A 19,932-nucleotide genomic window follows, 5' to 3' on the forward strand; every position below is an offset into this window, starting at 1 on the left:
CTTCCTTTGCTCGGGGTCGATGCAGTGTATAGCTCATCCGTCAGGGGCTGGGGTATCTGCCTACACGTTAGGAGCAAGATTCATACAATAAATGACACAGTTCGATGTATTTGCCTGTTTGGTGATAGCTGCTAACGTCCCCAAAGCTCCGCTTTCCATAGCTTCAGCAAAGCGGCCGGGCACACTCAGGTAAGAGGACAAGAATAATGCAACCTGATTTCTGGAATGACAAACGCGCGGCGGGCGTTCCCAATGACATCGACCTGAGCACCTACAAGTCAGTGATCGAAGTGTTCGAGCGTTCCTGCAAGGCCTTCGCCGACCGTCCGGCATTCAGTAACATGGGCATCACCCTGACGTACGCCGAGCTTGAGCGTCAGAGCGCGGCATTCGCCGGTTACCTGCAGAACCACACCGACCTCAAGCCGGGCGAGCGCATCGCAGTGCAGTTGCCCAACGTGCTGCATTACCCGATTGCCGTGTTCGGCGCATTGCGCGCCGGGTTGATCGTGGTCAACACCAACCCGCTGTACACACCGCGCGAGATGCGCCACCAGTTCAAGGATGCCGGCGTGCGCGCGCTGGTGTACCTCAACCTGTTCGGCTCGCGGGTGCAGGAAGTGTGCTCCGACACTGAGATCGACTACCTGATCGAAGCCAAGATGGGCGACTTCATGCCCGCCGCCAAAGGCTGGCTGATCAACACCGTGGTCGACAAGGTCAAGAAGATGGTTCCGGCCTACAGCCTGCCACGGGCGTTGTCGTTCAAGCGCGCCTTGCGCATGGGCGCGGGCCTTGCGGTGACCCGCCATCCGGTCACCCTGGATGACATCGCCGTGCTGCAATACACCGGCGGTACCACCGGCCTGGCCAAGGGCGCGATGCTCACCCACGGCAACCTCGTCGCCAATATGCAGCAGGCGCGGGCGTGCATGTCCCAGGTCGCCGACGACGGCCAGCCGCTTGTGAGGGAAGGGCAGGAGGTGATGATCGCGCCCCTGCCGCTGTACCACATCTATGCCTTCACGGCGAACTGCATGTGCATGATGGTGACCGGCAACCACAACGTGCTGATCACCAACCCGCGGGACATTGGCGGCTTTATCAAAGAGCTGAAAAAATGGCGGTTCTCATGCCTGCTCGGGTTGAACACGCTGTTTGTGGCGCTGATGGATCACCCGGATTTCAAGACCCTGGATTTCTCCCATCTGAAAATCACCAACTCCGGCGGCACGGCGCTGGTCAAGGCCACGGCTGAACGCTGGAAGGCACTGACCGGTTGCTCCATCGGCGAAGGCTACGGCCTGACCGAAACCTCACCGGTGGCGAGTACCAACCCGTACGGCAGCCAGTCGCGCCTGGGCACCGTGGGTATTCCGGTGCCGGGCACGGCCATGAAAGTCATCGACGACGAAGGCCGTGAGTTGCCACTCGGCGAGCGCGGCGAGTTGTGCATCAAAGGCCCGCAAGTCATGAAAGGTTACTGGCAGCAGCCGGTTGCCACCGCCGAAACATTGGACGCTGAAGGCTGGCTCAAGACCGGTGACATCGCGGTGATCGATGCCGATGGTTTCGTGAGCATTGTCGATCGCAAGAAAGACCTGATCATCGTCTCGGGTTTCAACGTGTACCCCAACGAGATCGAAGACGTGGTCATGGCGCACCCGGCCGTGGCCAACTGCGCCGTGATCGGCGTGCCGGATGAACGCACGGGGGAGGCGGTGAAGCTGTTCGTGGTGGCGCGGGCGCAGGGCGTGAGCCTTGAGGAGCTGAAGACTTACTGCAAGACCAACTTCACCGGGTACAAAGTGCCCAAGCACATTGTGTTGCGTGACTCGTTGCCGATGACGCCGGTGGGCAAGATTTTGCGGCGTGAGCTTCGCGACATCGCTTGATCTGAAATAAGGTAAAAATGTGGGAGCGGGCTTGCTCGCGAATGCAGAGTGTCAGTCACCCAATATGTCGACTGACGCACCGCTTTCGCGAGCAAGCCCGCTCCCACATTTGTGATGTATTGTCCTGAAAGCCTTATTCCAGAGCCTTTTGCTGGGAGAAAACAGCACCATTTAAAGTGTGACCAAATATTGTAGGACAGTCGTGATTATGACTGCAGGGCCCCCTTTTGGCTCTAGGCGGCCCTTGGCAAAGCTGCTACTCTCGGCGCGCTTTGTGACTTCTCGGCCTGCTTTCAAGCGCCAGATTCACCTTAAAAAAACATACACCAATAATAATCGCATCAAATGCGATGATGAATTCGCGTCGCTGAGGAGTGGGCTTCCATGAACGAAGACTTTTGGAAGGATAAGTACCCCGCCGGGATTGCTGCCGACATCAATCCAGACGAGTATCCGAATATTCAGGCGGTACTGAAACAGTCCTGCCAGCGCTTCGCCAACAAACCGGCTTTCAGCAACCTGGGCAAGACCATCACCTACGGTGAGTTGTACGAATTGTCCGGTGCATTCGCCGCGTACCTGCAACAGCACACTGATTTGAAGCCCGGCGACCGCATCGCCGTGCAACTGCCCAACGTTCTGCAATACCCGGTCGCTGTGTTCGGTGCCATCCGGGCCGGCTTGATCGTGGTCAACACCAACCCGCTGTACACCGCGCGGGAAATGGAACACCAATTCAACGACTCCGGTGCCAAAGCCCTGGTCTGCCTGGCCAACATGGCCCATCTGGCAGAGAAGGTCGTGCCCAAAACCGGCGTCAAGCACGTGATCGTCACTGAAGTGGCCGACCTGTTGCCGCCGCTCAAGCGCCTGCTGATCAACAGCGTCATCAAGTACGTGAAGAAAATGGTCCCGGCTTACCACTTGCCGAAGGCGATCAAGTTCAACGACGTGCTGGCCAAGGGGCACGGCCAACCGGTCAACGATGCCAGCCCCGCGAGCAGCGACGTGGCCGTGTTGCAATACACCGGCGGCACCACCGGCGTGGCGAAAGGCGCGATGCTCACCCACCGCAACCTCGTCGCCAACATGCTGCAGTGCAAGGCGCTGATGGGTTCCAACCTCAACGAAGGCTGCGAGATCCTGATCACGCCGCTGCCGCTGTACCACATCTATGCGTTTACCTTTCATTGCATGGCGATGATGCTGATCGGCAACCACAACATCCTGATCAGCAACCCGCGCGACCTGCCGGCGATGGTCAAGGAATTGTCGAAGTGGAAGTTCAGCGGGTTCGTCGGCCTGAACACCTTGTTCGTGGCGCTGTGCAACAACGAAGGTTTCCGCAAGCTGGACTTCTCGGCGCTGAAAGTCACCCTGTCGGGCGGCATGGCCCTGCAACTGGCGGCCGCCGAGCGCTGGAAGGACGTGACCGGCTGCGGCATCTGCGAAGGCTACGGCATGACCGAAACCAGCCCGGTAGCCACAGTCAACCCGATCCAGTACACCCAGATCGGCACCATCGGCATTCCGGTGCCCTCGACCCTGTGCAAAGTCATCGCGGACGACGGCACCGAGTTGCCATTGGGCGAAATCGGCGAGCTGTGCATCAAGGGCCCGCAGGTCATGAAAGGCTATTGGCAGCGTGAAGACGCCACCGCCGAAATCCTCGACAGCGAAGGCTGGCTGAAGACCGGCGACATCGCGATCATCCAGCAAGACGGCTACATGCGCATCGTTGACCGCAAGAAAGACATGATTCTGGTCTCCGGTTTCAACGTCTACCCCAACGAGCTTGAAGACGTGCTGGCGACCCTGCCGGGCGTGCTGCAATGCGCCGCCATCGGCGTGCCGGACGACAAGTCAGGCGAGCACATCAAGATCTTCATCGTGGTCAAGCCAGGGGCCACCCTGACCAAGGAGCAGGTGATGGAACACATGCGTGCCAACGTCACCGGCTACAAGGTGCCCAAGGCCGTGGAGTTCCGCGATGCCTTGCCGACCACCAACGTGGGCAAGATCCTGCGGCGTGAGTTGCGCGATGAAGAGTTGAAGAAGTTGGGCCTTAAAAAGTAACCCATAAAAAACCCCGCAAATGCGGGGTTTTTTATAGCTGCTGATCTTTCAGCATTGAAATAAATTCCAAATGTGGGAGCGGGCTTGCTCGCGAATGCGGTGTGTCAGCTAGCAAATTCCTCACTGACCCACCGTATTCGCGAGCAAGCCCGCTCCCACATTTTGCTCTGTTTTCCTACAGGGCGAACTGCGCGAAGCTCACGCCCGCACCCGCCGGGCGCACGTCCTTCAGGAACGAATCCTTGTCCGCACTCAGCTCCAGGGTGATCTCCGGCTTGCGCTTGCCCGCATTGCGCACCACCAGGCCTTCAAGTTTTTCGCGCAGGAACACGGTCGGCACCTTCAGGTGCAGCATCTGGTCGGTCTCGGCGTTGTGCATCAACAGGTGGATCCACTCGTACTGGCCCACGGCAATGCGGCCCAGCGGCAGGTCGAACCACCAGATGTTGCGCTTGTGGTCCAGGTCGGTGAAGTGGCAGTTGTTGACGCCGAGTACGGCACCGCCCAGTTCCAGGTTTCTGCGGGCGATGGCCTGTGCTTTATTGAGTTTCATAACCTTCCTACGGGATCTGTTATTCAGCGTTATAGCCTGAATGTGCCGCGCATTCTCGTGGGTTGGCTGCAAAACATAAAGCCAAACCTGCGACCGGCGATGAAATGCAGCCTGAAAATAATTGAAACTCTGCCGAACCGGCCCGGGTCAATCCTTACGTAATGACCCAAAACCATCGATTGTTCCAGGAGAAATACCATGAGCAGCACATCGGATAAGGCAAAAGGTTTGAAAGACGAGCTGGTCGGCAATATCAAGCAAGGCGTTGGCAAGGTCACCGGCAACGACAAACTGCGCGCTGAAGGCGTGGTGCAGGAAAAGAAAGGCCAAGTCGAAAAAGCCGTGGGTGACACCAAAGACGCGGTAAAGAAAGCCACCAAGTAAGCGTTCAACCTGCAGCGAGACGGCCATCCACGGATGGCCGTTTTTATGTCACAGGCTGCAACTAAAACCCTGTAATTGTTTCAAAGTCGCCAAGTAGGCTACTTTTGATGTAGAAAACGGCCCCTGAGTCGCCCACGACCTCATCCTCTTTGCGGCGAAAGGAGACGCTATGATTTTTCCGGTTCTAGACGGCCTCAAGCTACACAAAGTGCTGATACGCACCGTCAAGGAATTCGTCGATGACGAAATGCCCACCTACGCCTCGGCACTGGCCTACCAGATGCTGTTCTCGCTGTTCCCCTTCCTGCTGTTCCTGATTGCCCTGATCGGTTTCCTGCACCTGCCGGACTTCTTCACCTGGCTGCGCATGCAATCCGAGCTGGTGTTGCCGCCCCAGGCGCTGGAGCAGGTCAACCCGGTGATCGACCAGTTGCAGCAGTCCAAGGGTGGCTTGCTTTCGGTGGGTATCGTCATCGCCCTGTGGACCGCTTCGGCAGGTGTGCGGCTGATGATGAGCGCAATGAACGCCGCCTATGACGTCGTGGAAGGCCGGCCGATCTGGAAGCGTTTTCCGCTGTCGATTTTCTACACCGTCGGCATTGCCGGCATGTTGCTCGCCGCTGCCGCACTGATGGTGCTTGGCCCGCAGGTCATGGAATGGCTGGCCGGGCAGATCGGCATGCAGGAATTCGTGGTCACCCTGTGGACGATCCTGCGCTGGCCGCTGATCGTGATTCTGCTGATGTTCGCCGTGGCCCTCATGTACTACGTGATGCCCGACGTAGAGCAGAAATTCCGCTTCATCACCCCGGGCTCGGTGCTGGCCGTGGTGGTGTGGATCGTCGCCTCCCTGGGCTTCGGTTATTACGTAAAAACCTTCGCCGATTACAACGCCATGTATGGCAGTATCGGTGCGATCATCGTCCTGCTCCTGTACTTCTATATTTCTGCTGCCGTGTTGTTGCTGGGCGCAGAAATGAATGCCGTGATCGAACACATGTCGGCCGAAGGCAAGGACCCGGGGGAAAAGGAATTCGATGAGCACACCGACACGGATGAGAAACAGCACGTCTCAGGCCTTGGCCGGGACCACTCCAAGCCCACTACCGACGAAGTCTGATCGATGATCCGTGAAATCCTGAAAATGGGCGACGAGCGCCTGCTGCGTATCGCACCACCGGTTCCGCCGGAAATGTTCGACAGCCCCGAGCTGTGGCAATTGATCGATGACATGTTCCAGACCATGGAACACGTGGGCGGCGTGGGCCTTGCCGCCCCGCAGATTGGCGTCGATCTGCAGCTGGTGATCTTTGGCTTCGAAGCCAGCGAACGCTACCCGGACGCACCGCCGGTGCCGCAGACCATTTTGATCAACCCGCTGATCACCCCGCTGAGCCCGGTGCTGGAAGAGGGTTATGAAGGTTGCCTGTCCGTGCCCGGCTTGCGGGGTGCGGTGGACCGCTATCAACAGATTCGCTACGAGGGCTTTGATCCCAAGGGCGAGCCGATTGTGCGGGTTGCCGAGGGCTTCCACGCGCGGGTGGTGCAGCATGAGTGCGATCACCTGATCGGCCGGTTGTACCCGTCGCGGATCACCGACTTCACCAAGTTCGGGTTCATTGAAGTGATGTTCCCGGATATGGACCCCACTGCCGACGACTGACCCCCTGACACAATGAAGTCAAAAATGTGGGAGCGGGCTTGCTCGCGAATGCGCAGTGTCAGTCGATACATTCGTCACTGATACACCGCTTTCGCGAGCAAGCCCGCTCCCACATTTTGACCTCATTTCAGGCGGGGTTATTTGGCAGGTTTGACGAACCGCAACGTCATCCGGTCCGACTCGCCAATCGCCAAATACTTCGCCTTATCCTGCTCGCCAAACCTCAGCGACGGCGGCAAGGTCCACACCCCGCCCGGGTAATCCTTGGTGTCCTTCGGGTTGGCATTCACCTCACTTTGCCCGGCCAGCTTGAACCCGGCGTCCGTCGCCAGCTTCACCACTTGTGCGGTGGTCAGGTAACCACTGTCCTTGATCGCTTGCAGGTCCGCCCCGTCCTTGGCCCGGTGGTCTTCCACACCCAGCACACCACCCGGTTTCAACACCGTGTAAAACGCGCTGAACGTAGCCGGTGCGGTGCCCGCCTCAACCCAGTTGTGCACATTGCGGAAGGTCAGCACCGCGTCCACCGACGCGGGCTTGCCGAACACGGGCGCCTTGGGGTCGAACTCTACGACTTCGGCCTTGCCGTAACGTACCGGGTCGGCGGCGAATTTCTTTTTCAGGTTCTGTTCGGACGTCGCCGCGTACGTGCTGGTGCTGGCGGCCTGCACGGCGGCGATGTAATGCCCGTGGTCCTTGAGCAGCGGCGCCAGCACTTCGCTGTACCAGCCGCCACCGGGGGTGATTTCGATCACGCGTTGTTTGGCGGCCAGGCCAAAGAATTCCAGGGTCTGCTGCGGGTGCCGATAGCCGTCACGCGCGCTGTTGGCCGGGTCGCGCCAACTGCCGGCGAGCACGTTGGCGTATTGCTGGGCGCTGATCGGGGCATCCGCCGCCTGGCTCAAGGCCGGGACGAGGAGGGCGGTGAGGGACAGAGCTGCAAGCGTCTTTTTCATGATCGTCCTGTAAGGGGCCACTGTGCCAGCGAGGCTAGCACGGGCCCTGTTCGGGCCGATCACACATTATCCGCAGTGGTCCTAACCAACGGTTCTAAGCGCTGACTTTCAAACCCATGGCGATCATCGGCTTGTTGCGTTTATAGCGCACCCACCGTTCGCTGAGGGATTGGGGCAACACCGTCTCCTGGGTGAACCCCATGCGCTGATACACACCTTCCAGGTCCGGATGGCACAGCAGCCAGACGCTGCCTTCAACATCCTTCACCGCCTTGCCGATCAACCGCGCCGCCAGCCCCTGGCCGCGGTACGCCGGGTCCACAAATACGCCGGTCAACCATTGCCCGCCGACCACCGGCGTCAGGCACAGCCCGGCGACAATTTCGCCATCGCGCGCCACCCACAAACGCCCGCCCTTGAGCGCCTTCATCGACGAATCATGGCGGCGATAAAACTTGTTCAGCAGCGGCCACAGCGGCTCTGCCAACAGATCGAGAGTCAATTCAGGCATGGTGTTCAGCAGGTGCTATGAAGGGCCGGGGATTATAAGCGCCTTCTGCCGCCCAATAGGTGGTATACCCAGTGCTACATCCCGTTTAAGTGGAGTACGCATCATGGCCAAAGGTATGGATTCAAAGAAAGCCGCGAAGAAAAAACCGGCAAAGACCGCCGATGAAAAACGCGCCGACAAGAAAGCCAAAAAGACCGAGACCGGCCTGTTCGGTCACTGAGTTACAAGCTTAGAACCAAACGATCTGCAAGATTTTTCGGCCTCAATGCACAGAGCAGGAAACACCTGCTCTGAGCTGCCGATGGCCAACTACCTTGATCTGACCCAACGCCGGGAAATCGAAGCCCTGGCCCGAAGTTTCACTGCCCGTACCGAATGGCCGACCTGGCTGTTGTTGATCGGCGTGTATGCCGGCTGGTTTGCCGTGATCCTGGGCAGCCACTGGCTGGGGCCATGGTTAAGCACGCTGTTGCTGATCCCGCTGGTGACGCTGTGGCTCTCGGTGCAACACGAATTGCTCCACGGCCATCCCACCCGATCCCTTCTGGTCAACAAACTGCTCGGCTACGCCCCGTTTGCCGTGTGGTATCCGTACACCCTGTACCGCAACAGCCACCTGTTGCACCACAACGACGAAGACTTGACCCTGCCGGGCATCGACCCGGAAAGCCGCTACCTGAACCAGCTTCAATGGGACAACAGCTCGCTGTTCGAGCGGGGTGTGCACTGGCTGACCAAAACCGTGCTCGGTCGTTTCCTGCTGTCGGGGCCCTTGGCGATTGGTCGGCTGGTGCGCAATGAATACCGACGCCTGCCCCAGGTGTGGCCGATGTGGCTGGCCCACGGTGCCGTCACGCTGCTGATGCTGAGTTTCATCGCCCATTACAGCGCCTTGCCGGTGTGGCATTACCTGCTGCTGGTCACGGTGCCGGCCTTGTCCCTGGCGTCGATCCGTTCCTACTATGAACACCGCCCGCACCCGCAGCCGGAACAGCGCACGGTACTCAACGAAGCGGCCTGGCCGTGGACGTGGCTGTTCCTCAACAACAACCTGCACCTGGTGCACCACGACTTGCCGAAACTGCCCTGGTACTTGCTGCCCACGGTCTACCACGCGCGCCGCGAACAGTGGTTGGCGCGCAGCGGTGGTTTTCTGGTGCAGGGCTATGGCCAGTTGATCAGCCGCCATGGCCTGAAGGCCATCGACAGCCCCCGGCACCCCTTTGCGTGAGAGACAACCATGACTGATCGCTACGCCGAACTGCTGATGTACGTCGCACCCGAGCCCGTTCAGCAGGCCAACGAACGGTGGCTGGCGCGTATCGTCGAGCACTTGCACCTGCGCCGCCGTAACGCCGGCCACCTCGACCTGCACAGCCTGTGGCTGGCGCCCGAATTGCTTGTCACGCAAACCTGCGGCTACCCGTTGATGACCCAACTGCGCGGCCAGGTGCAGGTGATCGGCCGCCCGCGCTACGAGCTGGCCCACAGCAGCAACGGTGAGCATTGCAGCCTGCTGCTGACTCGCGAAGACAACCCGCGCACCACCCTGGCGCAGTTCTACAACAGCCGCGGCGTGATCAACGGCTATGACTCCAACAGCGGCATGAACCTGCTGCGCGAACGCCTGGCGCCCTTGCAGCATGGCGGGCATTTCTTCGCCAGCGTCGGCATCAGCGGTGCCCACCGCGAAAGCCTGCGCTGGCTGCGGGAGGGCCTTGCAGACCTTGGCGCCATCGACAGCGTCACCTTCGACTACCTCGCACGGTTTGCCCCGCAGGAAGTCGCGGGGCTGCGCGTGGTCACCCGCAGCGCTCCGAGCCCGACCTTGCCCTACATCGGGCCGCTGAGCTTGAGTGAGGACGACGCCGCGCGGATCCGTGAGGCAATGAACCAGTCGTTGCAGGATTTGCCGCAGGTTGTCGAAACCCTGGGTATTCAGGAAGTGCTGCCCGCCAGCGAAGACGACTACGAAGTGTTGCTGGGCTACCAGAGGCAAGCCGCCGACGCGGGATATTCGGTGCTTCAATAAGGTTATATAAAAATACCTTTTAAATATTATTAAAGAATAAGAGGCCTTGTTAGGATCGCTCCACCGGAACACCGGACATAACGCGCAACCTACTCAGATGGAGCCACTATGTCCGGCGCCGACACTTCTCACAGCGATTACGTGGGCGGATTGTTCCGCAGTCATTACGACTGGCTGTGCAGCCGTCTGCACCGTCACCTCGATTCCCGTGCGCACGCCGAAGACATCGCTGCCGACACCTTTGTGCAGCTGTTGAGTTCACCGGGCGTGCTGCCGATCCGGCAGCCGCGCGCCTTGCTCACCACCATCGCCCAGCGCCTGATGTACCAACTGTGGCGCCGCCGTGACCTGGAGCGTGCCTACCTTGACGCGCTGGACAACGACGACATATCCACCGCCCCTTCGCCCGAAGACCTGGCGCAAATGCTCGAAGCCCTGCAAGCCATCGACCAGTTGCTCGACGGCTTGCCTGCCAAGGTCAAGGCAACCTTTTTACTCTCGCAGCTCAACGGCCTGACCTACCCGCAAATCGCCGCTGAACTGGGTATTTCCCAGCGCTCGGTCAGCGACTACATGGCTCGCGCCCTCAACCGTTGCCTGCGCCTGTGCCTGGAATGAACGACCAGCTGATCGACAGCGCCACGCGCTGGTACGTGCTGCTGCGCTCGGGCCAGGCCACGGCGGCGGACTGGCAGCGTTATCACCAATGGCGTGCGGCCGACCCGCGCCACGATGCGCTGTGCCAACAATTGGAAACCCGTCTCGGCGTGTTTCAGATTCCCCAGGCCCAAGGCGTCAGCGGCCAAGTGTTGCAACAGGCGCTGGATGCGCCAGCCAGCCGCCGCCACGTCTTGCAGATCGCCTTGGCGGGCGCGGGTGTGGCTATCGGCGCCGCTTTTTTAGCCAAACCCATGGGCTTGTCCGAGCTGACGGCCGATATCCATACCGGTACCGGCGAGCGCCGCAGCGTCACGCTGGCCGATGGCAGCGAGCTGTTGCTCAATGCGCAAAGCGCCGCCGACATCCAGTTCAACCCGCAGCAGCGCCTGGTGCGCCTGCGTGAAGGCGAGTTGCTGGCCAACGTGGCCAGCGATCGCAACCGCCCGTTTTTGATTCAGACCGACCAGACCCGGCTGCGCGCCTACGGCAATCGCTTTCTGGTACGCGAGCGCGAGGGGCAGGGCCAGGTCGTGGCGCTCAACGGCGCGGTTGATATTGACGACCAGCGCGGCGAACGCTTGCAGCTCGCCGCCGGTCACGAAGTGCATTACGACCGCTCGGGTTTTGGCCCGGTCGAAGCCAGTTCATCTGGTGCCACCGCGTGGGTCGATGGTTTCCTGCAAGTGCGCGACCGCCCGCTGGCCGAAGTCATCGAGGCGTTGCGCCCGTATCACAACGGCGTGTTGCGCCTCGACCCCGCCGTCGCCGGCTTGCGTGTGAGCGGCCTGTATCGCCTCGACAACCCTCAGCAAATCCTCGACACCCTGGCGCGCACCTTGCCGATCCACATCACCCGCCGCACTGGCTTGTGGGTGACCGTCAATGCCGCCTGACGGATTCACTCAGTCCCTGTGGGAGCTGGCTTGCCTGCGATGGCATCGACCCGGTTCAACTGTCAGCCCGAGTCGCCTGCATCGCAGGCAAGCCAGCTCCCACATCGAACGGGTTTTCATTTTAAAACCGGGTTCTAAGGACATAACCAAACGATCTGCAAGTTTTCCCCCCGCCGGCCCACATCACTCCCGTAAGCGCTGCGGGGAGCAGCGTTCAGGAGTTCTCTTGGGGGGAGCCAATGTGAGTCAGTTCAACCGTGTGCCGCTTCGAACCTTTGCCCTGGTGCCGTTGGCCAGCCTGTTTTTCTCGTTTGCCGCCAGTGCCGAAGAGGCGCGCCAGGTCTACCACATCGCCCCCGGCCCGCTGGATGAAGTGCTGCTGAACATCAGCCGCCAAAGCGGCCAGGTGATTTCTTTCACGCCGCAACTGGGCAATTACTCGTCGGCCACGGTGGACGGCTCGCTGTCGGCGCACCAGGCGGTGGACGCCGCGCTCAAGGGCACCGGCCTGCAAGTGCAGGTCAGCCCGGACGGCGCGTTCATCATCAAGGAAGGCGCGAGCAAAGCGGCGACCAGCGACGTCAAGGCACAAACCAGCGCCGCCCAGGCACCGACCCTCGACCGCGTGGTCGCCATCGGCACCCGGCGCAGCAATGCCACCGCGCTCACCAGCAGCGCGCCGGTAGACGTGATCAACGCCGACGAGCTCAAGCAAACCGGCGCCACCAGCCTCAACCAGGCGCTGTTCCAGCTGCTGCCGTCGTTCAACTTTCCACAGAACAACAGCGCCACGCGCGGGCAAGACCCGAAGGGCGCGTCTCTGCGTGGCCTGTCGCCTGACCAGACGCTGGTGCTGATCAACGGCAAACGCCGTCACACCTCGGCGGTGGTGAATATCTCCGGCGGTGTGCCGTTCATTGGCGCCCAGCCGGTCGACCTGGACATGATCCCCATCAGCGCCATCGACCACGTCGAAGTGCTGCGTGACGGTGCCTCGGCGCAGTACGGTTCCGATGCGGTGGCCGGCGTGGTCAACATCGTGCTCAAGGAGCGCGACAGCGGCGGCGGCATCAACACCCAGTTGGGCAAATACGCTCAAGGCGATGGTTTCAGCAAAACCACGGACGGCTGGTACGGCGTCGGCCTGCCGGGGGATGGTTTCCTGACCCTGAGCTTCAACACCCTGAACAACAAACCCGATGACATCGGCGACAAATACGTCGCCGACGGCCGGGTGCAAGACCCGCGCTGGGGCGGTGCCGGGCGCGACAAATACAACCTGGCCGCCAACGCCGAAATCGGTCTGAACGACCAATGGCGCCTGTACAGCTTCGCCACGTTCGGCCAGGACACCTCGGTCAACAACACGCCGCCGTTGCTGGCGAGCAGCCCGAACAACGTCGCCTCGATCTACCCCGGCGGGACCATTCCGAAATATCGCTACCGCTACGAAGACGGCGCCGTCACCGTGGGCACCCGCTATGAAGACGAGTCCATCGGCCGCTTTGACCTGAGCGCCACCTATGGCCGCGACGAGCATGACGAGCTGGCCTTCAACACCGTCAACCCAAGCTACGGCGCCAACAGCCCGACCAAATTCAACGTGGCCACGCTGGTCAACGACCAGACCAACATCACCCTCGACTACGCCAAGGACCTCGACGTGAACTGGTCCAGCCACCCGCTGACCGTGTCGGGCGGCGTGGCTTATCGTCATGAGCAATATCGCCTGGAAGCGGGCGATTACGACTCGTACTCCTTTGGCGGGATCGATGGCGTGCAGGTGGGCGCGGTGCAAGCTTCCGGCCTGACCCCGGACGATGCCGGCACCTTCAAGCGTGATGTGGGCGGCGTGTATTTCGGCCTGGAAAACCAGGTCACCGACAAGCTGCAAGTCGGCGTTGCCGGGCGTACCGAGCACTACTCGGACTTCGGTTCGGCCACCACCGGCAAGCTCTCGGCGCGCTATGACTTCACCCCGCAAGTCGGCCTGCGCGGCACCATCAACAACGCCTACCACGCGCCAAGCCTGGGCCAGATCGGCACCTCGTGGACCACTACCACCAACCTCGACGCCAACGGCAACCCGGTGCTGACGCGCATGCTGCCGGCGGACAACCCGGCAGCCCGTGCCCTCGGCGCGCAACCGCTCAAACCCGAGAAGTCCACCAACTACTCGCTGGGCCTGGTACTGCGCCCGGCTGAAAACGCCTCGCTGACCATCGACGCCTACCAGATTTCGATCCGCGACCGGCTGCTGTTCAGCGGCGGGATTTCCGGGCCGTTGGCTGAGCAGATCCTTACCAATGCCGGTTACGGCCAGTACTCCTGGGCGCAGTTCATGACCAACGCCGCCGACACCCGCACCCGGGGCGTCGACATCGTTGGCAAGTACAACCTGGACCTCGCGCAGTTCGGCAACCTGGCGCTGTCGGCCGGCTACACCAAGGCGCGCACCACCATCGAGAAAATCCACGAAAACCCCAATGGTTTTGAAGTGCTGACCCGCGAAGCCCGTGGCTTTATCGAGCACGGCTACCCCGAAGACAAACTGGTGTTCGGCGCGGTGCACAAGCTTAACCAGTGGACGATTGCCCTCAACGAAACCCGCTACGGCAAATACCGTAAATACGCGGCCAGCGAGGCCAATGCCCAGTACGACCAGGAATTCAGCGCGCAATGGACCACCGACCTGGACGTGAACTATGCGTTCACCAAGCAACTGCGGGTGTCGGTGGGCGTGAACAACCTGTTCGACAGCAAACCCGACGACTTCAACAGCCGCCTGCGCCAGACGCCAGGCCAGCAATACAGCTACCTGTCACCGACCGCGCCGGAAGGGGCGTTCTACTACACCCGGCTCAGTTATGACTTTTAAAAAATGACCCTGCGATCTAGAGGTTGCTGAAGATCAAATGTGGGAGCGGGCTTGCTCGCGAAAGCGGTGTGCCAGGCAATACATCGGGGGCCTGACACACCGCTTTCGCGAGCAAGCCCGCTCCCACACTGACGCTGCCCACTTTGGATTGTTTATGCATTGAAAATCGAATCTCCAAGAGGCTACTCATGAGAACACTAAAAAACCTGCTCGGTGGCTCGCTGCTGGCATTGGCCGCCTTGACCCAACAGGCCCACGCCGCCGACGCGGTCAAACCCATCCACTTCGGCGACATCACCTGGGAAAGCGGCAGCCTGATCACCGAAGTGCTGCGCCTGATCGTCGAGAAAGGCTACGGCCTGCCTACCGACACCTTGCCCGGCAGCACCGTGAGCCTGGAAGCCGCCCTGGCCAAGGACGACATCCAAGTGATCGGCGAAGAATGGGCCGGGCGCAGCCCCGCGTGGGTCAAGGCCGAAAGTGAAGGCAAAGTCTTCGGCCTGGGCGACACCGTCAAAGGCGCCACCGAAGGCTGGTGGGTGCCCGAATACGTGATCAAGGGCGACGCCGAACGCGGCATCAAACCGCTGGCACCGGATCTGAAATCGGTCGCCGATCTGGCGCGCTACAAGGACGTATTCCGCGACCCCGAAGACCCAAGCAAAGGCCGCTTCCTCAACAGCCCCACCGGCTGGACCTCGGAGATCGTCAACAGCCAGAAGCTCAAGGCCTATGGCCTGGCCGACACCTTCGTCAACTTCCGCACCGGCTCCGGTGCGGCGTTGGATGCCGAGGTGGCCTCGTCGATCCGACGTGGCAAACCGGTGCTGTTCTATTACTGGTCGCCAACGCCGCTGTTGGGCCGCTTCAAACTGGTCAAGCTGGAAGAGCCGCCGTTCAACGCCGACGCCTGGAAGACCCTGGCCGACGCCAACAACCCGCACCCCATCGGCACCCGCTCGCTGGCGGCGCACCTGGCGATTGGCGTGTCGGCGCCGTTCAAGGCGCAGTACCCGCAGTTGGTGAGTTTCTTTGAAAAGGTTGACCTGCCGATCGACCTGCTCAACACCACCCTTGCGCACATGGCCGAGAAACGTGAGCAACCGCGTCAAGTGGCGCTGGCCTTCCTCAAAGAGCAGCCACAAGTCTGGCAGCAATGGGTGCCGGCGGATGTGGCCGCCAAGGTCAAGGGAGCGCTCTGATGCTTAAAGTCCTCGCTGCCGTTGTTCTGTCGCTGGTGGCCGGCCATGTGCTGGCGGCCGAACCTTCCACACTGCGTATCGGCTACCAGAAAAGCTCGGTGAGCATGGTGCTCGCCCGTGAGCACAAACTCTTCGAGGCGGCGCTGCCGGGTACCCAGGTGCAGTGGATCGAGTTCCTCGGCGGCCCGCCGCTGATCGAAGCGCTCAACGGCGGCAGCCTGGACATCGGCAATATCGGTGACATCCCGCCGATTTTCGCCCAGGCCGCCGGCATCGAGTTGCAGTACTTTGCCGTCGAGCCCAACGAGGGCAAAACCGAAGCGGTGCTGGTGCCCAAAGCCAGCCCGATTCAAAGCGTGGCCGAGCTCAAGGGCAAGCGCGTGGCGCTGCTCAAAGGCTCCAGCGCACACAACCTGTTCCTCAAAAGCCTGCTGCGCGCGGGCTTGCAGTGGAAGGACGTGAACGTGGTGTACCTGTCGCCGTCGGACGGCCGCGCAGCGTTTGAGCAAGGCAAGGTCGACGCGTGGGTGGTGTGGGACCCGTACTACTCGGCCGCCGTGGTCGCCGGTTCCGCCCGTGTGCTGGGCGACGGCCAGGGCCTTAACCCGGCCGGCAGCTTCTTTGTGGTCAGCAGCCCGTTTTCCAAACAACATCCGCAGTCAATCGCCACGATCATCCAGACCCTGGCCAAAGCGCAGCGCCTGTCCCTCGACCAGCCGGAGCAAAGCATCGCCCTCATGGCCAAGACCCTCGGCCTGCAACCGGCGGTGGTGAAAAGCTATTTCGAACACCGCTCACCTGCGCCGATCCGCCCGCTGGAAGCGGTGGACGTGGCCAACCAGCAACGCACCGCCGACCTGTTTTTCGCCAATGGCCTGATTCCGAAGAAGGTCGACGTACAGCAGGCCGTGTTCAAAGCCCCGTGACACTGCACTTCTGTGGCGAGCGGGCTCGCCACAGGAAGCTCGCTTGCCACAAAAATTGCTAAAACCTTTAATCAGTGAGCAGACCATGCAACCGATCTACATCGACTTTCTCAACGGCCTCGACATCGATGAGCTGAACCTGGGCAACGACGAAATCCTCAATGCCATCGAAGCCAGCCTGGCAATTCAGGGCCGTGGCGAGGCGGTGATCGAGCCGCGCACCCACCTGATTCCGGGCGGCGGCATCAACGGCCACTTCAACGTGCTGCGCGGTGTGCTGGGCGGCGACATCGGCTACGCGGGCGTCAAAGTGGTGGGGGATTTTGTCGATAACTACCGAAAGGGCCTGCCCTCGGAGTTGGCCATTCTAAACCTGCTCGACCCGGCTACCGGCATTCCCAAGGCCATTCTTGACGCCTCGGCGATCACCGACATGCGCACCGGCGCGGTTACCGCCATCGGCGCCAAGTACCTGGCCAAACCCGACAGCAAAGTGCTGGCGCACATCGGCGCGCGCGGCACGGCGTATTGGAACGTGCGCTTGCTCGATCACCTGTTTGACTTCGAGGAAATCCGCGTGCATTCGCGCCGCAGCGAAAGCCGCGAAGCCTTCGCTGAACGCCTGCGCCGCGACCTGGGCAAACCGGTGATCGTCACCGACGACTGGGAAAGCACCGTGCGCGGCGCCGACATCGTGGTCGAGGCCTCGCGCCTGGATCAGCCCGAGCCGTTGCTGCGCACCGACTGGATCAAACCCGGCGCCTTTGTGGTGCCCTACGGCACCATGAGCGCGGTGGAACTGTCGCTCACCGACATCATGAGCAAGTTGGTGGTCGACGATTGGGGCCAGTGCAAGGGCGGCCTGTTTGGCGCCTTGCGTGCCCATGTGGATGCCGGAAAACTCAGTGCCGACACCTTGCACGCCGAGCTTGGGCAAATCGTTGCCGGGCTGAAAAGCGGCCGGGAAAACCCCGAAGAAACCATCCTGTTCTGGCACCGTGGCTTGAGCCTCAGCGACATCGCCCTGGGCCACGCGCTGCTGGAAAAAGCCAAGCGCCTGGGGCTTGGCCAGCGGTTGCGCTGGGCATGATTGAGCTTGATCCTCAAGGCCTGACGCTCGCGGGTTTACTCGCGATTGCGCGGCAAGACAGCCCCGCGGAATTCACTGCACAGGCGCGCCAGCGTATCGACGACGGCCACCGATTACTGCTGAAACTCGTCGCCGGCGGCACGCCGATTTATGGCGTGACGACAGGCCTTGGGGCTGCGGTGGATACGCCGGTGGCGCCTGTGCAGGCGAGCATTCCATTGGGGCGTGCGGTCGGCGTGGGTCGTTTGGCCAACCGGCAAGAATTACGCGCGATCACCGCCGCGCGTTTGGCCGGTTTGGCTCAGGGTCGCTCTGGTATTTCACCCACGGCGGCGGATGCCTTGCTGGCTTTGCTCAACTCGGGTATCGAGCCTGAAGTGCCGTTGCTGGGCTCCTTGGGCGAAAGCGATCTGGCACCGCTGGCCCACTTGAGCCTGGCGTTGTCCGTACCGCTGACCGGTAAAGACGGCCTGGCGCTGGTCTCGGCCAACGCGGCGAGTGTCGGCCTCGGCGCGCTGCTGGTGGCCGAAGCGCAGCAGGTGTTGCACGCCTTGCTGTCGGCGCTGGCGTTGTAGTGCGAAGGCTATCGCGCCAACCTCAGCCCGTTCCAGCCATGGGCTTCACGCTTGCGCCCGGCGCCTGGGCAAACCGAACAATCGGCGGCGTTGTTGCAGTTGCTTGCAGGCGGCGAGTTGGCGGGCAGCCCACGTCGCCTGCAAGACCCGCTGAGTTTTCGCTGCGCCACGGCGGTTCAAGGCGCGGCGCAACAGGCGCTGCAACAGTTGCATGATTTGGTCGAGCTGGAGCTGCGCAGCGGCGCGGACAACCCGGCGCTGATCAGCGAGGAGTCGTTGGTGTTGGCCACGGCGAATTTCGACAGCACGCATCTGGCGCTGGCGGCCGAAGGGTTGGGGTTGGCCTTGAGCCGGGTCGCCGCGTGCAGTGCCGAGCGGATTGCCAAGCTGCTGTCGCCGGCTTCCAGTGATTTGCCACGGTTTTTGATCACCCAGCCGGGGCATGTGGGGATGGCGGCCTTGCAGCGCACCAGTTCGGCGTTGGTGGCAGAGATTGGGCATTTGGCCAACCCATTGCCGGCGGTCAGCGTGCCAGTGGCGGATCGGGTGGAAGACTATGCGGGGCAAGCGCTGGCCGTGGTCGACAAAACCCGGCGGCTGACCGAGCGGGTGTTGTGGTTGGCCAGCATCGAGCTGATCGTAGCTGCGCAAGCGGTGGATTTGCGCGCAGCACTGCACCTGGGGCAGGGTACCCGGCAGATCCATGAAGCGGTACGCAGCCAGGTGGCGCACCTGGATCAGGATCGTTCGGGTTCGGTGGATGTGTTGGCGTTGAGTGCGTTCATCACCAATAACCAACTGAACCCCATTTTCTAATCCACCGAAGATCAACTGTGGGAGCTGGCTTGCCTGCGATGGCGGTAGGTCAGTGAATGCATCTGTAACTGATGTACCGCTATCGCAGGCAAGCCAGCTCCCACAAGTTGATTGCATTTCAGATCAGGCGGCTTCGGCAGCCAACGCAGCGGTTACGGCTGGGCGTTCACTCACCCGCTGCTGAAACGCCGCCAGCGCCGGCCAATCACCCAGATCAATGTCGTTGAAGGCCGCCCAACGCAGCACCACAAATAAATACGCATCCGCCACCGAATACGCCGAACCCAACAGATAATCCTGCTGCTCCAGCGTCTGCACCAGCACCGCAAAGCGCTTGAACAGCGTGGCCAGGAACATCGCCCGCACTTCCCCTTGAATCACCGGGTTGAAGAAAATCGCCAGCCCGCCATGGATTTCACTGGCGATGAAGTTCAGCCACTCCTGCAAACGCACGCGTTCCCAACTGCCATAGGCCGGTGCCAGGCCCGACTCAGGCTTTTGATCGGCCAAAAATTGCAGGATCGCACTGGCTTCGGTCAGCACCTGGCCATTGTCCAGTTGCAGCGCGGCCACATAGCCTTTGGGGTTGATCTGCAGGAAATTCTCGCCATTGGCGGTGGTCTTGGTCTGGTTATCCACCCGCACCAGTTCGAACGGCAACGCCAATTCCCGCAACACGATGTGGGGGGCAAGGGAGCAGGCGTGGGGGAAGAAATACAGTTTCATCTAAAGGTACTCCGTTGAATTTGCGCCAGTCTCGCGGGCATGGCACCGTGCGTAAAATTAAACCTTCAGACCCCATCCATAAGGACGGCTACTGCC

The 19,932-nt window shown here is 61.2% G+C and carries 19 protein-coding genes; 15 read left to right on the forward strand and 4 right to left on the reverse strand.

Annotation, left to right across the window (positions count from 1 at the left end):
* Window positions 1-206 precede the first annotated feature (206 nt).
* Together fadD2 and fadD1 are read left to right on the forward strand one after the other, a co-directional pair.
* Entirely contained in the window at window positions 207-1,895 is a 1,689-nt protein-coding gene (fadD2, locus tag AB4P94_RS13005) for a long-chain-fatty-acid--CoA ligase FadD2 (RefSeq protein ID WP_395610846.1), read from the forward strand.
* A gap of 384 nt (window positions 1,896-2,279) precedes the next feature.
* The gene (gene fadD1, locus AB4P94_RS13010; protein WP_395610847.1) at window positions 2,280-3,971 is read left to right on the forward strand and encodes a long-chain-fatty-acid--CoA ligase FadD1; all 1,692 of its coding nucleotides are present in this window, start codon (window positions 2,280-2,282) and stop codon (window positions 3,969-3,971) included.
* 175 nt (window positions 3,972-4,146) lie between these two features.
* Here fadD1 and AB4P94_RS13015 read toward each other — a convergent pair whose 3' ends face one another.
* On the reverse strand, window positions 4,147-4,524 hold the full coding sequence (locus AB4P94_RS13015; RefSeq protein ID WP_395610848.1) for a hypothetical protein: 378 nt from the start codon (window positions 4,522-4,524) through the stop codon (window positions 4,147-4,149).
* A gap of 198 nt (window positions 4,525-4,722) precedes the next feature.
* Between AB4P94_RS13015 and AB4P94_RS13020 the strand changes: the two genes are divergently transcribed.
* The 3 genes from AB4P94_RS13020 to def all read left to right on the forward strand — a co-directional run bounded on the left by AB4P94_RS13020 (window position 4,723) and on the right by def (window position 6,571).
* Window positions 4,723-4,908 carry a CsbD family protein gene (locus AB4P94_RS13020; protein WP_060754107.1) on the forward strand — a complete coding sequence of 62 codons (186 nt, stop codon included), beginning with the start codon at window positions 4,723-4,725 and terminating at the stop codon, window positions 4,906-4,908.
* Window positions 4,909-5,077: 169 nt separating this feature from the next.
* Window positions 5,078-6,028 (forward strand): YihY/virulence factor BrkB family protein, encoded by a 951-nt coding sequence (locus AB4P94_RS13025; protein ID WP_395610849.1) that lies wholly within the window; start codon window positions 5,078-5,080, stop codon window positions 6,026-6,028.
* 3 nt (window positions 6,029-6,031) lie between these two features.
* Window positions 6,032-6,571 (forward strand): peptide deformylase, encoded by a 540-nt coding sequence (gene def, locus AB4P94_RS13030; RefSeq protein WP_395610850.1) that lies wholly within the window; start codon window positions 6,032-6,034, stop codon window positions 6,569-6,571.
* A 137-nt stretch (window positions 6,572-6,708) separates the two neighbouring features.
* Here def and AB4P94_RS13035 read toward each other — a convergent pair whose 3' ends face one another.
* Together AB4P94_RS13035 and AB4P94_RS13040 are read right to left on the reverse strand one after the other, a co-directional pair.
* Window positions 6,709-7,527: a class I SAM-dependent methyltransferase gene (locus tag AB4P94_RS13035; RefSeq protein WP_395610851.1), complete on the reverse strand. Its 819-nt coding sequence runs from the start codon at window positions 7,525-7,527 to the stop codon at window positions 6,709-6,711.
* Window positions 7,528-7,621: 94 nt separating this feature from the next.
* Entirely contained in the window at window positions 7,622-8,038 is a 417-nt protein-coding gene (locus AB4P94_RS13040; RefSeq protein WP_395610852.1) for a GNAT family N-acetyltransferase, read from the reverse strand.
* A 301-nt stretch (window positions 8,039-8,339) separates the two neighbouring features.
* Between AB4P94_RS13040 and AB4P94_RS13045 the strand changes: the two genes are divergently transcribed.
* From AB4P94_RS13045 to AB4P94_RS13090, 10 genes are all read left to right on the forward strand, one after another.
* Window positions 8,340-9,269: a fatty acid desaturase gene (locus AB4P94_RS13045; RefSeq protein ID WP_395610853.1), complete on the forward strand. Its 930-nt coding sequence runs from the start codon at window positions 8,340-8,342 to the stop codon at window positions 9,267-9,269.
* A 9-nt stretch (window positions 9,270-9,278) separates the two neighbouring features.
* Window positions 9,279-10,070, forward strand: a complete 792-nt coding sequence (locus AB4P94_RS13050; RefSeq protein ID WP_395610854.1) for a phosphate/phosphite/phosphonate ABC transporter substrate-binding protein — start codon at window positions 9,279-9,281, stop codon at window positions 10,068-10,070.
* Window positions 10,071-10,178: 108 nt separating this feature from the next.
* On the forward strand, window positions 10,179-10,688 hold the full coding sequence (locus AB4P94_RS13055) for a sigma-70 family RNA polymerase sigma factor (protein ID WP_395610855.1): 510 nt from the start codon (window positions 10,179-10,181) through the stop codon (window positions 10,686-10,688).
* Window positions 10,685-11,623 carry a FecR domain-containing protein gene (locus AB4P94_RS13060; RefSeq protein WP_395610856.1) on the forward strand — a complete coding sequence of 313 codons (939 nt, stop codon included), beginning with the start codon at window positions 10,685-10,687 and terminating at the stop codon, window positions 11,621-11,623. Before AB4P94_RS13055 ends, AB4P94_RS13060 begins: the two co-directional genes overlap by 4 nt.
* Before the next feature lie 241 nt (window positions 11,624-11,864).
* A complete protein-coding gene (locus AB4P94_RS13065) occupies window positions 11,865-14,501 on the forward strand; it encodes a TonB-dependent receptor plug domain-containing protein (RefSeq protein WP_395610857.1) in 2,637 nt (878 codons plus the stop codon).
* A gap of 188 nt (window positions 14,502-14,689) precedes the next feature.
* Entirely contained in the window at window positions 14,690-15,703 is a 1,014-nt protein-coding gene (locus AB4P94_RS13070) for an ABC transporter substrate-binding protein (RefSeq protein WP_395610858.1), read from the forward strand.
* Entirely contained in the window at window positions 15,703-16,629 is a 927-nt protein-coding gene (locus AB4P94_RS13075) for an aliphatic sulfonate ABC transporter substrate-binding protein (RefSeq protein WP_395610859.1), read from the forward strand. The genes AB4P94_RS13070 and AB4P94_RS13075 overlap by 1 nt, the downstream gene beginning before the upstream one ends.
* Window positions 16,630-16,714: 85 nt before the next feature.
* The gene (locus tag AB4P94_RS13080; protein ID WP_395610860.1) at window positions 16,715-17,719 is read left to right on the forward strand and encodes an ornithine cyclodeaminase family protein; all 1,005 of its coding nucleotides are present in this window, start codon (window positions 16,715-16,717) and stop codon (window positions 17,717-17,719) included.
* Window positions 17,716-18,294: an aromatic amino acid lyase gene (locus tag AB4P94_RS13085; RefSeq protein ID WP_395610861.1), complete on the forward strand. Its 579-nt coding sequence runs from the start codon at window positions 17,716-17,718 to the stop codon at window positions 18,292-18,294. Before AB4P94_RS13080 ends, AB4P94_RS13085 begins: the two co-directional genes overlap by 4 nt.
* Window positions 18,295-18,345: 51 nt before the next feature.
* Entirely contained in the window at window positions 18,346-19,110 is a 765-nt protein-coding gene (locus AB4P94_RS13090; protein WP_395610862.1) for an aromatic amino acid lyase, read from the forward strand.
* Between the two features lie 123 nt (window positions 19,111-19,233).
* On the opposite strand, the gene gstA is transcribed toward AB4P94_RS13090, so the two are convergent.
* Window positions 19,234-19,836: a glutathione transferase GstA gene (gene gstA, locus AB4P94_RS13095; RefSeq protein ID WP_395610863.1), complete on the reverse strand. Its 603-nt coding sequence runs from the start codon at window positions 19,834-19,836 to the stop codon at window positions 19,234-19,236.
* Window positions 19,837-19,932 lie beyond the last annotated feature (96 nt).

The sequence above is a fragment of the Pseudomonas sp. B22129 genome, from assembly GCF_044218875.1.
Lineage (GTDB): Bacteria > Pseudomonadota > Gammaproteobacteria > Pseudomonadales > Pseudomonadaceae > Aquipseudomonas.